Source organism: Arthrobacter sp. UCD-GKA (assembly GCF_001863355.1).
Lineage (GTDB): Bacteria > Actinomycetota > Actinomycetes > Actinomycetales > Micrococcaceae > Paeniglutamicibacter.
Window position 1 is genome coordinate 134,764 of sequence record NZ_MOLR01000006.1, and the last position, 12,777, is coordinate 147,540.

Below are 12,777 nucleotides of genomic sequence, written 5' to 3' on the forward strand. Positions count from 1 at the left end.
GTCTCGTCGAGGCTTTTTGGGGTCATCATGTTAAGCAGCGACGGGGCCCTCCGTCCATGGTTGTGGCGGCCGTTCAGTGTGCGTCGGGCGGGCGCGAGGGCCGGCATCTCGTGGCAGTCGAAGCCGCCGGCGGGAGCCGCAGGCCTCAGCTTCGCCCGCCGGATGCGGGAACATCGCTCAGGGGCGGGTCCTGTGTCGTCCCCGACGGCGGACAAGGATCGGCGCGCTCCCCGCGTTCGGCTGCTGCTCCCCGAGCGGCGCCGCCGGTTCCATCGTGGTTCGGGGCGAGGCCGCCGGGTCTTGGACCGCGGCGGAAACCTCGCCATTGGGATCCCCATAGGCGTACTTGCCTCCGCGCAGCGCCGAGGCCACCGCCGCGACCAGGCAGGCCACGATGGCGAACCCGAAGGCCACCGCCAGCCCGTCGGAGAACGGTCCGGATATCAGGGTGGGGAAGAAGCCCCGCACAGTCAGATAGGCGGAGTCCGCCGGAGGCAGCTGCGCCAGCGCGGTGGGCCCCACCAGGGACTGCACCGGGTTGTAACCCAGCAGGGAGGCGAACAGCACGGAAACCGGCGGCAGGCCGGCGACCCGGCGGGCATCGGCAATGCCGACCCCGTGCGCGGTGAGCCCCGACACCAGGGTGCTCGGCAGGTCGCGTGCCAGGCCGGTGATCATCAACGAGAAGAAGATCCCGATGGAAAGCACCATGGCCGAGTTCTGGAAGGTGGTGCTCATGCCCGCACCGACTCCGCGGCGGTTGGCCGGCAGGCTGTTCATGATTCCGGCGCGGTTCGGGGCGGCGAACAATCCCATGCCGATGCCGTTGAGCAGCAACGCCAGGGCAAAGGTCCAGTAACTGAAATCCACCGGCAGCACCAGCAGCCAACCGAAGCTCAGCGCGGCCACCACCATGCCCCCGGTGGCCAGCAGCCTGGCCCCGTGCTTGTCCGAGATCGCCCCGGACACCGGTCCGGCCATCAGGAAGCCCGCCGTCAGGGGCAGCATGTAGATTCCCGCCCACAGCGGGGTCTGGGAAAAGCCGTAGCCGTGGCGCGGAAGCCAGATGCCCTGGAGCCAGATGATCAGGATGAACATCAACCCGCCCCGCCCGATGGCCGAGAGCAGGCTCGCCAGGTTGCCGGCGGTGAACGCCCGGATCCGGAACAACGAGAGTTCAAACATGGGCTCGGCGACCCGGTGTTCGACGAGGACGAACACCACGAGCACCAGCGTGCCACCGACCAGCGCGCCCAGCACCCACGGGTTTTCCCAGCCCATGGTGTGCCCGGCATAGGGCTGGATTCCGTAGGTGATCCCGACCAGCACGGCGATCAACCCCGCCGCGAAGCTGACGTTCCCCCACCAGTCGAGCCGGGCGGGTTCGCGGATGCCGTTGTCATGGAGCTTCAGGTAGGCCCAGACCGTTCCGAAGATGCCCACCGGAACCGACACCAGGAACACCAGGCGCCAATCGATGGGGCCCAGCAACCCGCCGATGACCAGCCCCAGGAACGATCCGGCGATGCCCGCGACCTGGTTCAGCCCCAGGGCAAGGCCCCGCTGGTCCACGGGGTAGGCATCGGTGATGATGGCGTTCGATGTGGCGAAGAGCATTGCTCCGCCCACGCCCTGCAGGACCCTCATGAAGATCATCCAGTACACGGCCGCAACGCCGTGCATCCAGGTCACGGCCAGCATGACAGAGAACACCGTGAAGATCGCGAATCCCGCGTTGAAGGATACATACTTTAGATATGAGAGTCATCGGGTATGCACGGCTATCGTCTGCCAGCGAAGAATCAACGTCAATTGCACGCCAGCGGGAAATCATCACAGCGCACGCCGCCAAGCATGATTGGGAGTTGGTGGAAATCATCGAGGACCCAAACGCCAGCGCGTCCAAGCTCCGCCTGAACCGCCCGGGGCTTACCCGTGTTCGCCAGTATCTCGCAAGTGGCCAAGCTGAGGCCGTCCTAGTCTGGAGGTTAGACCGGATAGCCCGCTCAGTGGTGGACTACGGGACACTTCTAGACGAAGGCCTAGCCATCGTTTCATGCACTGAGCAACTGGACACCACTACGCCCATGGGTCGCGCCATGGCGGAAGTCCTACAAGTGTTCGCGGGTATGGAGGCCCGGACCATTTCCGCGCGCATTTCCATGTCCGTTGATTACCTCCGCCGCAACAACCGTTTCCCCGGCGGGCGTGCACCGGTGGGTTATCGGTCCGCTCCGCACCCGTCTGGCATTGGCCGGGCGCTGGAGATTGACCCGGAAGAGGCCAAACTGATTTTGGAGGCCGTGGAACGCGTCATGCACGGCACGAGCATGTACGCAGTAATTCTTGATTGGAACGCGCGAGGCATTCCCCCCAAGTTTGGCGGCAAGGGCTGGAGCGTCCAAGCACTACGCGGCATCCTGACCGGCGACGCCATCCTAGGCCGGGTCCGTTCGCGCGGTGAATTGGTCACTGGCCCCGACGGCCTGCCCATCACGGCATGGCCCGCGATCATCACCGTTGAGGAATCGCTGGCCCTCCGCCGCATCCTCTCCCCGCAAAAGTTGACCAAGGCCCGCCGCAAGGCCTCACGTCTGCTATCTGGCGTAATCATCTGCCACTCATGCGGGCTTCCCCTCACCGTCCAAAAGTTCACCACGAAATCACGTGTTGACGATGGGCCGGTGCATCACGGCGTGAAATACACCTGTTCACGCCGTGGGAGCGGTGTGAAGTGTGAACGACCGGTGGCCATCGAGGCCGATGCAACAGACGATTACGTGACTGAGCAGTTCCTCGCCGTCGTCGGCAACTGGCCCGTCATGGAAGAGCTGTTATCCACGCCCGCGCCGGTCGGGCTGGCCGAGGTCGAAGATGCCATTCAAGCCACTTCCCTAGCAATGGCTGCGCGAGATGCCGACATTGGCGAATTGGTCGAACGGCTGACCGACCTGCGACAGCGCCGGGCCGAGCTGGAAGCCGCGGGAACGCCGGTTGAGTCAACAATGGTCGAGACCGGTCTAACCTTCGCCGAGACGTGGCATTCATACGATGACGACGTGAACGCGCGCCGCGCCTTGCTACGGTCCGCGATAGCGCGCGTGGTCCTTTTGCCCGCACCCACGCGCGGGCGGTGGGATTCCAGCCGACTAGACATTGTTTGGAACCACTGAGGCCCCACGCGCCCCGTACGCGGCCCCGTAGGCCACGCACGGCCAAGTGCGCCACCCCAAAACTCCACAGCCCCCAGTGCCCCGCCAGCGCCCGCTGGTGGGGCATTGGCACGCCCGCGGACACCGCCGGGCATGCCCGCGCTTGTCGCCGCACCGAGGGGGCACGTACCCGCCCCCTTTTCACTCTGCCCGCCCCCCTACCCGCCCCCTTCTTGGTCACGACGAAATTCTATTACCCCAAGTCAATAGGGATTTTCCCTAACTTACTCACCAGTAGGGGGCGGGGGGGCGGGTGGGGGCGGGTATTCCCGGGACGTCGCTGGAGCGGGGCGTGCGTCCGCGTCGGCGGCGCTGCCCATGGACGCGGCGGTGACGAAGAGGGGGCGCTAGGGCGGGCTTTCAGTGTCTTTTCTATATGGAACTCTTTTTTGAAATTATATAAAAGAACACGAACACCGCCACCGCCCACAGCGCTCCGGATTTGCCCGCCCCCCTCGCCCCCTACGGTTCGGTAACTTATAAAATTGGGTCTGACTTGGGTCTCTGCGACTAAATGAGGGGGCGGGCAGGGGGGGCGGGCAGGGGGCGGGTAGGGGCTATTTCAGGTCCCAGCCCGCCCCCTTTTTCTGTCTGTGAGCACACCCGGCTCCGAAAAAATTTGGCCCCTTGTTTCGTGAGCAACCCGCCCCCGCTGGCCTACTTACCCAGTATCCCCACTAGACGAAAGGACCTGCCATGCCCGCCCCCTACCAACAAAAAGCCGTGGACGCCATCCGATCCTCCGGGGTCGAACTGTCCCCGAGCATCGTCACCGGACTGGCCAACCTTGACGCGGCCGAGGCGGCATGGCGCAGCGCCCGCGACGAGTTTCTAGCCGACTACGAAACCTACCGCCCGCGGTTCCTTGCCGGTCTCGCCAGCCATGAAGAAATGCTGCGCAGCGGCGCACTCCGGCGCAAGGCCGAGCGGCTGGGCGCTTACGCCGACGACCGGTTGCGAGTCGTTTACAACGCCATGGCCCGGGGCAAGTCCACCAAGGCCATTGCCCACCGGTATTTCAAGGAGGCGCTAGACGCCGCCGCCGCTGTCCCGGCGTACGTGAGGCCGCAGGCCTACGCCGCCGCCAAGGACGCCAACGCCCCGGACGACGTGGCCCGCAGCTACGCCGAGGCGTACGCCGACGCCCACGCGTACACCAACGCCCCTGCCTACAATCTGGCCGACGCGCGGGCCTACGTCGCCACCAACGCCCCGGCATATTCCTAGCCCGCCGGGCACAACCTGTCCCGCGTCGCTGCGACACGCCCGGGATGCACTCACAGGCAAATCCCAGGATCGAAACATCCGCATGAATCCGGGGTTCTCGGCAATATGTTGTCGGACCGTGGCGTACTCACTAGGTAGGGGAAAGAGACGGCAAACGACCGAACCCCCGCACCCCCGCACCCCCCGCGCAGCGCGGAACCGCTGCAAATCATCACTCCCAACTCAAATTCACGAGGACACCCCATGCTCACTTTGCCTATTCCCGGCATTTCCATTTTTGACGGCGCACGCGTGGCGACCGTGACAGGCCCCGACGGCAAACGCCACGTGCACGGCCTTGGGGCCGTCGGTGATCCGATCCTCCCATTCCTAGACCACCGCACCGACCCCGCCGGGGGCTATGTCCTGACCATTGCCCCCGCCCCCGACACTCCCCCGGTCTACCGCGTGAACACCCACGCCGAACCGCTGAAAAGCGGGAGGTTCCCACAAGAGCGTGTCCCGTGGTCGGCGCTCGGTGCCGACGATTACAGCCCCTTCGACGGCATCACCGTTGTGGAGGCGCTGACCAATGGCCGATAAGACCCCCGAGGCCGCCAAGCCCAAGCCCAAGGACGACAGCGCCAAGGCCCAAGATGCCGTGTACAAGGTTGCCCGCGAAAAATACAACCTTGGGATCTCCACCGACGGACTGCCCTTTGCGGTCCCGAACAATCCGCGCCTGCCCAAGGTGGCCCGGCCCATTGCCAGCCTGTCCGGCGAGTTGATGCTAGCCATGCATCGAGACGCGGGCGTCATGGTGAGCCGCGAAACGATCACAAAGACGCTGGACATTCTGGACGCCGAGGCCAAGGAACACGCCAGCACGCGCCTTTACCTGCGTACCGCCCCGGTAGGCATCGCGCTGCACATCGACCTAGGCGACCCCCACGGCCGCTACGTCGAGGTAAGCCCCTGCGGCTGGACCGTCTGCGACCCGCTGGAGGACCGCGAGGACGACCCGGCGGCCATGGAGGCCACCCGCCCGATCTTCCTGCGCACCGCCGCGACCGCGGCCCTGCCGGTGCCTGTGACCGGTGGCTCCCGCGACGCCCTGCGCAAGCTCATGGGACTGGAAGCCGACAGCAACCAATGGAAGTTGATTTGGGGCTGGCAGGTGGCCGCGTTCTTTTCCGGCTATCCGCGCCCGATCCTCTGGACCCTTGGCCCGCAGGGTTCCGGCAAGAGCACCATCGCCCGCATGGCCCTTTGCATGGTTGACCCTGCCGAGGCGCTGGGCCGCGCACCGGGCAACTCCGAGCGCGACGACTTCACGTCGGCGGCTGGCCGTTTCGTGCCAAGCTGGGACAACATTGGTTCGCTGAGTGCCAAGACCTCCAATTGGCTGTGCCAGCTGGTGACCGGAATCAGCAACGACCACCGGAAGCTATTCACAGACGCCGGATTGCATATCCAGACAATCCGGCGTTCCGGCGTGGCAACCTCCATTGTCCTGCCCTTCGGCCTTGGCCCGGACGCCTTGGAGCGCCTTGTGCTGGTCGAGCTGGAGCGCGTGGACGAATCCCGGCGCAAGTCCGAATCCCGGTTGTGGTCCGAGTTTCACGACCTCCAACCAATGATCCTAGGCGCGCTGCTGGACGACGTCGCGGGCGTGTTGGCCAACCTCACCGCCACGCGCGCCGAGGAACGCCCGCGCCCTCGCATGGCCGACTATTCCGACGTGCTGACCGCCCTTGACACCCACCTAGGGAATGATGCCGCCGACGGCTACGCCGCTACCTACGCCGCGAGCGTGCATAACGTCATGGCCGACCGCGCCCAAGACGATCCGCTGACCATGGGTCTGCTGGCCATCGCCCGCGCCAAGGGCGGGACGTGGCGCGGTCCCGTGGAGGACCTGCTGAAACGTCTTGAGCCGTTCCGCCCCGACGACTTCAAGGCCGCGTGGCCCACCTCTCCCGCATCATTGGGCGGCGCGATGGCCCGAGGCCAGGAAACGCTACGCGCCGCAGGGCTGACGGTCGAGCGCAAGAAGGTGCGCGGGGTCCGCAGCATCATCCTCCGCGCCGATCCCGCCGTGCCGGAGGCCGACGGCAGCGGGGACCCCGCGCCCGAGCCGATGCCCGAGCCGTCCACCCTCCGCGTGTCTGACACCGCCGCCAAGCTGGGCGAGGTCCTAGACCCGGCCTGTACCTGACCCACCCGGGGGCGCAGCCCGTCGCCGCGCCCCCGTCTCTCCTTGAAAGGACCCCGCTGTGACCAACGAACAAGTCATTATGGCGGTGACATACTACGCCCCTAACCGCACCACGTACGCCCGCGCCCGCGGCGTGATCCCGGACCTTTCCCGCGCCAATTCCCGCGACGAGGTCGCGGCGGTGCTGATCGAACACCTTGTGCACGAATCCGAGCAACGCCGCCATTGGCAGGCCAAGGCCGAGGCGCTGGCCACCGAAGTGCTGACACTCAAGGGCGTTACGCCCGTGGATGCAACCCGCGCCATCTTCACCAAGCCGCCGCGGGTTGCCGAGCGCAAGCCCGCTTGGCACCGCGCGCCCGTAAGCGTGAAGGAATAAGCCGTGGCACTATCACCCACCCACCCGTCTAACCGAGCCATCCGGCAAATAGAACAACAACTACACCCCCAAGGCCGCCTGTGGTTCCTGTTGCACGATCCGGCCCCCGGCGTCTCGCCGTACATGCTGCCCGAGTACACGGCCGACGCGTGGCGTGCCTTGGATGAAAACACCCGTTACGGATTGCTTTACGACCAAGGGCTGCGCGCTTGGTACGCCCCCGAGGCGACAGCCAAGCGCACCGCCGCCCGCGCCAAGGCCCGCCAGACCCGACGCGCGCGCATGATCCGCGAGGACGTCGCCGCGCGCATCGCCATCGGTGCCCCGCGGCCCCACGACACGGCCCCCCTGTGCTGGCCTGCCACCCAAACACCACCAAAGGAATGACCCATGCAAAACCACGACGACGACTATCAACAACAGGCGGCCCGTTTCATGTTCGACTTGGGCGGGTTCCCCTCGAAAGAGCAAACGACCGAGGACCTGTTTAGCGAGCTGAACCGCGGGACCCAGCCCGCAGGCACGCCGCCCGCCGACACCGAGGGCCAGCCCTCCCCGCCTGCGACCGCACACGGCTTGCAAGACACCACCACCAGCGCCATGTTCGACGCCGACCGCCGCGCCGAGGCCGCCGCAGCGGCCCCGCCCGCTGGCAACACCGAGACGCCCGAGACGATCCCCGCCGACTGGATGCAAGCCGCGTCCGACGCTAGGGACCATGCCGCCGCGCTGGTCGCGGACGTGGGCGACTTGCCCAGCGCTGTGCAGCCGCTGGCCCGCGCCTTGCAGGAACGCGGGATCGACCCCGCCGAGCAATTGGAATTTCTGCATGAGACCGCCGCCATCGTCGCCGCGCTGGCCGTCGGCGCACCCGTCCCGGACCTCGCCGCCCGCGCCGAGGCAATCAACAAGGCCGCCAAGGACCTTGGCCTGCCAGACACCGTGTTTGGCTGACCCGACACCCCATTACCCAACACCCAAAGGAATGCCCGCAATGACCAACAACAACCCCCATTTCTACAACCCCGCCCGCTCCGCTGTCGCGGCGTTGCGCGAGCGACAGGACCTCAAACTTTCCAAGGGTCTCAAGGCCGACTTCGAGAAGCTGGCCAAGCTGGAGGCTATGGCGCTGGACCTCCAGCGCACCGTTCCGTCCCGCACCGCGCTGGTGGACAACACCATCAATAACCTGACCGTTGACATGGAGGCCTTGGCTGAGGTCGCGCTGTACCCCGTCAAGGTCGCCACTGTCGAGGAGGCCAAGGAAACCCACTTGAACGCCGTCTACATGGCCATCCAAGCCGAGGCCAAGGCCATCATCTCCGAAGTTCGAAAGGTCTTGTACACCCCGGCGCTGGAACGCATCAAGGCGCTTGGCGAAGAGGTGACCCCGGGGACCACGCCCGCCGACCTGCTGCGCGCGGGACGCGGCGAGCTTGCACAGGAGTACGTGGCCTGTGAAGTCGTCCTAGACAAAATGGCCGAGGCGCTGGAGCTGCGAACAGCGCTCTTTGGCGGTGCCATTGCCGACGGCAGCGGCGGGCAGCTCTACAACGTGGCCCAGCTGGACCAATTCCGCAGCCCGGACCTTGCCGCCGCGGTGTGGGACCCGAAGCGCAATCGGCTGGCCAACATGCTGGCTGCCATCGCCAACGGTGCCGAGCCGTGGTGCCCGCTGCCCACCGAGGCCAACGCCCGGCGCGCCGACTACATCGAGGAGGCCAAGGCCCGCCGCGAGGCAGCCCGCGCCGACTGGCTGCCGTCCTTCGGCTGACCCACACCCCGCAGCCGACCCGGCCCCAACAGCCGGGCGGCTGCCCCTAATTTTCCCGACTGCCCCGGCGTTTCTCTTTCCTTTTCGCCGGGGCACCGCCCCGCCGCGGGTACCGGCGGGGCACGGCCCCGCGTCCGCAACGTGTGCAGGCCCCGCCGCCGGGCCATCCTTCCCGGCGGCGCGGCCATGCTGCCCAATCCGAATTGTTCCCCGAGGTCCTGCCATGGCAAATAAACCTATTCCGGTTGCACTGTCCAACCGCACTGACTCCGCGCCCTACGTCATCCAGCCCGGCGACTATGTCGAGGCCGTCCGGTCCAAGAAATGCCCGGGCAGCATCCGCGTTTGGGACTCCCCGGCCCGTGGAGAGCTGCGAGCCGGAACGTGCCGGTTATGCGGCGAGCTAACCGCTGCCAAGGCGCTGGTTGCCACCACGGCCAGCCCCGGCGGGCGGGAGCTACGGTGTTGGGCGTGTAACACCGCTGCCGCCGCTGCCAACTACGCGGCCAATCGCGCCGCACGGCTGGAGGCCAAGCGCCGTTACGAGGGCACACCCGAGGGCAAGGCCGCCAGTCGTGAGCGCCACCGCCGCCGTGTGGCCTCCGGTGCCCCCGCTGCCGATTCACGCCGCTACCGTGCCGCGTGTACCGACCGCACACCCGAACAGGTAGCCGCCGACCGTGACCGCCTACGCCCGGACGGTGTCCACCGCTGCCGAAAGTGCCACGAGTTTCTTCCCTTTGAGCACTTCACTAGGGATGTGAGCACACCAACCGGCCTGAAAGTTATCTGCCGTACCTGCCACGACCCCGACGGTCACGTCCGCAACGCTGCCGTGCACATGGACGACCGGGACAACTATGCATGTGCCTATTGTGGTACCCCCGTCGAGCATGTGGATCATATACACCCCCTTGCCCGAGGCGGTGCGGACGCACCCGAGAATATGCAGTGGGCTTGTGCCCCGTGCAACCTGTCCAAGCATGACGCCGACCTTTTCGAGTGGCGGCCCAAGCTTTACGAACTGGTCAAGGACTGGCCTTGCATCGTCCGCGAGCTGCCGCCGTGTCCCGTCAACATCACTTAGGAAACCATGTCCGCTTTATTCAACCCCCTAGACCCCGTCCACCTGCCCCCAGACCCGCCGACACCCAAGAGCGAACAGGCAGCCGCCGACCGTATCCGCACCGCCGTCGTTGCGTTTGAGGCACGGCGTCCGGCACCTGTCCCGCCGGATGCTGCCATAACGGCATCTGTGTGGGCGGCATACGACGCAGTGAAGCGCTTTGGCTATACGCAGATCGTCAAGCCCCTACCGGGATGGCGTGTTGATCGTGTCCAACCCGACGGCACTATTGGAGGCTATGGGCCGGACGCCATGCGTACCGGGTACTGCAAGGGCCGGACTTGGCTACTGTCCGGTGGCTCCGTCCCGTGGCATGTCGCCGTGGAACATGATCCGCATTGCTTGTGCGGGTATCGCATCGTCAAGGATGTTTATACGTTGCTCCAGTTTGTTGCCGATCAGTCAGTGCTAACGCAAGCGACGGAGGTGCCGGGCTTAGGCGAGGTCCGGGGCGTTGAGGGCGCACGCTACCCCATGGTGCTTACGCGGGTCCTTGCCCACGATTCTGCCGCCGCATCTGCCAAGCGGCACAACGACCCGACGGGCACAATCCGCGTTCCGAGGACCCAGCTAGTAGAGGTGTTTCTCCCGCGACTGGCTGTCACGGGCGACCCCATCCCGGCGGGACTGGCCCGGAAAATCAGGGCACGTTATCCCGGCGTGGTGGTCCGCTGCATCCCCGGGAACATTTACGACTTCCAAGGGACGCGCGACACCTCGCCACCCTATGGCTGGCCCACGTCGCTATACATCGTCGCCGAAAACACCCAACGGTATATGGACACCTCGCGCACCAACGCCGCGTGAAGCGTTCCACGCGTGGCGTTTTGCGTGAAGCGCCTAGTGAGACGCCAAATTAATCAAATATCAAGGGTGATTTGTTGTCGGATTCCGCACTTCCCGAGCCCCATGCACCGCGGGATTATTGGGCTATGGACAAAAACACCAGCCCCGAAACCGCCACTCGCACTGACGCCAAAGAGGGCCAATGGGTCCACCTGCCGCCGATTGCCAAAAACGAGACCCTGACCGTGACTTTCTTTGATGATTACAGTTACTGCCCCGGATGGACTCCCGCGACCTAAACCGCCCCGAAGCAAGGCCCCTAGCCGGGTGTGGCTAGGGGCCTTGCCTATGCCCGCGGACCTCCCGCAGCTCGTTGCCGCTGGCGCGCCCGCAGATAGCGGCATCCGGCGATTTATGCGCGCCGTGGCCCCACCCCGGACACCCCCGGCACAGCGTGCCCGGCTTGCCCGCCGAGCTACAGACCCCGCCCGCGGAGGGCTGCCCGCGCCCGGCGAGTGGCCCGCCTGCCTGCTGCTGGTGCTGCCTGCTGTGGTGCTGCTGGTGCTGCTGTGCTGCTGTGCTGCTGCTGCTGTGCTGGTGCTGCTGTGCTGCTGCTGTGCTGGTGCTGACGCGTTCGTCGCCGCGCGTCATCGACGTGATGACCATGAAGAAACAAGAATATTATAAATGATAATTTATATTATTTATTCATTTCATCGCCTTGCGCCACTTACTCCACTTGCTCAAAAGCAACGCGCTTGGAGCAATGGAGCCATTCAGCCGCAACCACGCCACGACCCACGCCGAGAACAAGCGCAATTGCACGACTGCCGCGTGCCGGAGCCAAGCACAGGCAACGACGGACAACCAGCCCCAAACGCCGCGAGCGGAACGGCCCCCGCCGTGGCGAGCAGTGCACCACCCCCGGGCCTAGGAATAAACCGCTCCGCGTGGGGGTGGGACCAGACCCTCCCCCCGGGGCCGCTCCGGCTCTCACCGGCTTAGCCGGAAATCTGTTTGTGAATGATTCGCATTAGCCCATGCGACACGCTCAAAAAATTGTTATCCATCCCATTTTGACTTGGCACGCTACGCGCGGGCCATGGTGCTAAATGTGTCCAGACACATTGCATCGTTCCAAGTCAGACACACTGACAAATTAGCCTCAACTCCCATTTTGAAAGGCACATTTTGCCCATGTCCACCCTCCAGCCTTGCGGCACCCGCGCCGCCTACCGTCGCCACCTGCGCTACCACGAAACGCCATGCGAGCCGTGCAAGCAAGCCAACCGCGACGCAGCCAACGCCCGTAACGGTACCCCGCCGCTTGCCGCCCGCGTCGTCAACCCGGCCGATATCGTCCCGGTTACTGAAATTCCGGACCCCATGGAGGATGCACGAAAAAACCTTGCCATCGTGAACAAGGCGCTGGAGTCCGCGTTACCCCGTGAGGTCCCGGCCCTGTCGAAACGGCGACAGGAACTAGTCGGTTTTCTGACCGGCGAGGCCAAGCGCGACGAAAGCACCTTGGCCAAGAAACTTGCCGCCGCCCGCGCAGCGCGCGAACGCCGCGATAAAGACGCGCCGCGCTATCGAGTTACTGCCACCTAGCCCCACCAGCCCCCGCCAGCTCAAACATGAGCAGGCGGGGGCATTTTTTTGACCGAGCTAAAAAGTATGTTTTACGTAGGCTTGCGAATCCCGCGTTGTACATCCGGACCCGGCCGTACATGTCCCCCAAGCGGCCGAAGCTGACCACCAGCACCGCGGTGACCACCATGTACCCCATGATCAGCAACAACAGCAGGCTGGTGTTCTCCGGCTGCAGCGGATCGATGCCCACCCCGCGGAAGATGTCGGGCAGGGCTATCAGCAAGATCGAGGCGTTGATCGAGGCCATGAGCACGCCCAGGGTGGTGTTGGACAGGACGATCCACTTGTAGCGTGGATTCCCGACGTTCCTCGAACGCCGGCTCGATGTGTGCTCTTCGGTTCGAACCTTGTCCTGAAACACTCTTGACGGCCCCTCTTCCAGATGACGGGGCAGGGGCGATCGCGCGCCGCTGTCACTATCCA

At 65.3% G+C, this 12,777-nt stretch carries 13 protein-coding genes; 11 read left to right on the top strand and 2 right to left on the bottom strand.

Annotation, left to right across the window (positions count from 1 at the left end):
* Positions 1 to 177 precede the first annotated feature (177 nt).
* Positions 178 to 1,722, bottom strand: coding sequence for an MFS transporter (locus BLJ79_RS12225; RefSeq protein WP_286135395.1), 1,545 nt, complete (start codon positions 1,720 to 1,722; stop codon positions 178 to 180).
* Between the two features lie 35 nt (positions 1,723 to 1,757).
* On the opposite strand from BLJ79_RS12225, the gene BLJ79_RS12230 reads away from it, so the two are divergent.
* From BLJ79_RS12230 to BLJ79_RS12280, 11 genes are all read left to right on the top strand, one after another.
* Complete coding sequence (locus BLJ79_RS12230; RefSeq protein ID WP_071215025.1) at positions 1,758 to 3,173, top strand: recombinase family protein; 1,416 nt, start codon at positions 1,758 to 1,760, stop codon at positions 3,171 to 3,173.
* A 735-nt stretch (positions 3,174 to 3,908) separates the two neighbouring features.
* Entirely contained in the window at positions 3,909 to 4,439 is a 531-nt protein-coding gene (locus BLJ79_RS23370; protein WP_071215026.1) for a hypothetical protein, read from the top strand.
* A gap of 243 nt (positions 4,440 to 4,682) precedes the next feature.
* Positions 4,683 to 5,021 (top strand): hypothetical protein, encoded by a 339-nt coding sequence (locus BLJ79_RS12240; RefSeq protein WP_071215027.1) that lies wholly within the window; start codon positions 4,683 to 4,685, stop codon positions 5,019 to 5,021.
* Positions 5,011 to 6,636: an AICE element replication initiation protein gene (locus BLJ79_RS12245; protein ID WP_071215028.1), complete on the top strand. Its 1,626-nt coding sequence runs from the start codon at positions 5,011 to 5,013 to the stop codon at positions 6,634 to 6,636. Before BLJ79_RS12240 ends, BLJ79_RS12245 begins: the two co-directional genes overlap by 11 nt.
* A 58-nt stretch (positions 6,637 to 6,694) precedes the next feature.
* Positions 6,695 to 7,015, top strand: coding sequence for a hypothetical protein (locus BLJ79_RS12250; protein ID WP_071215029.1), 321 nt, complete (start codon positions 6,695 to 6,697; stop codon positions 7,013 to 7,015).
* Positions 7,016 to 7,018: 3 nt separating this feature from the next.
* Entirely contained in the window at positions 7,019 to 7,402 is a 384-nt protein-coding gene (locus tag BLJ79_RS12255) for a hypothetical protein (protein ID WP_139194846.1), read from the top strand.
* Positions 7,403 to 7,405: 3 nt separating this feature from the next.
* Complete coding sequence (locus tag BLJ79_RS12260) at positions 7,406 to 7,969, top strand: hypothetical protein (protein WP_071215031.1); 564 nt, start codon at positions 7,406 to 7,408, stop codon at positions 7,967 to 7,969.
* Positions 7,970 to 8,009: 40 nt separating this feature from the next.
* Positions 8,010 to 8,789 (top strand): hypothetical protein, encoded by a 780-nt coding sequence (locus BLJ79_RS12265; protein WP_071215032.1) that lies wholly within the window; start codon positions 8,010 to 8,012, stop codon positions 8,787 to 8,789.
* 841 nt (positions 8,790 to 9,630) lie between these two features.
* Positions 9,631 to 9,876 carry an HNH endonuclease gene (locus tag BLJ79_RS23925; protein ID WP_083411279.1) on the top strand — a complete coding sequence of 82 codons (246 nt, stop codon included), beginning with the start codon at positions 9,631 to 9,633 and terminating at the stop codon, positions 9,874 to 9,876.
* Between the two features lie 618 nt (positions 9,877 to 10,494).
* Positions 10,495 to 10,722, top strand: coding sequence for a hypothetical protein (locus BLJ79_RS22915; RefSeq protein ID WP_139194847.1), 228 nt, complete (start codon positions 10,495 to 10,497; stop codon positions 10,720 to 10,722).
* Positions 10,723 to 11,898: 1,176 nt separating this feature from the next.
* Positions 11,899 to 12,312: a hypothetical protein gene (locus tag BLJ79_RS12280; RefSeq protein WP_071215035.1), complete on the top strand. Its 414-nt coding sequence runs from the start codon at positions 11,899 to 11,901 to the stop codon at positions 12,310 to 12,312.
* Here the strand turns inward: BLJ79_RS12280 and BLJ79_RS23570 are convergent.
* Positions 12,299 to 12,715, bottom strand: a complete 417-nt coding sequence (locus tag BLJ79_RS23570) for a hypothetical protein (protein WP_071215036.1) — start codon at positions 12,713 to 12,715, stop codon at positions 12,299 to 12,301. The genes BLJ79_RS12280 and BLJ79_RS23570 overlap by 14 nt on opposite strands.
* Positions 12,716 to 12,777: the final 62 nt, after the last annotated feature.

Coding starts and splice junctions, on each gene's coding strand:
- BLJ79_RS23925 (WP_083411279.1), top strand. CDS start 9,631: ATGGACGACCGGGACAACTATGCATGTGCCTATTGTGGTACCCCCGTC.
- BLJ79_RS12260 (WP_071215031.1), top strand. CDS start 7,406: ATGCAAAACCACGACGACGACTATCAACAACAGGCGGCCCGTTTCATG.
- BLJ79_RS12265 (WP_071215032.1), top strand. CDS start 8,010: ATGACCAACAACAACCCCCATTTCTACAACCCCGCCCGCTCCGCTGTC.
- BLJ79_RS23370 (WP_071215026.1), top strand. CDS start 3,909: ATGCCCGCCCCCTACCAACAAAAAGCCGTGGACGCCATCCGATCCTCC.
- BLJ79_RS12280 (WP_071215035.1), top strand. CDS start 11,899: ATGTCCACCCTCCAGCCTTGCGGCACCCGCGCCGCCTACCGTCGCCAC.
- BLJ79_RS12245 (WP_071215028.1), top strand. CDS start 5,011: ATGGCCGATAAGACCCCCGAGGCCGCCAAGCCCAAGCCCAAGGACGAC.
- BLJ79_RS12230 (WP_071215025.1), top strand. CDS start 1,758: ATGAGAGTCATCGGGTATGCACGGCTATCGTCTGCCAGCGAAGAATCA.
- BLJ79_RS12240 (WP_071215027.1), top strand. CDS start 4,683: ATGCTCACTTTGCCTATTCCCGGCATTTCCATTTTTGACGGCGCACGC.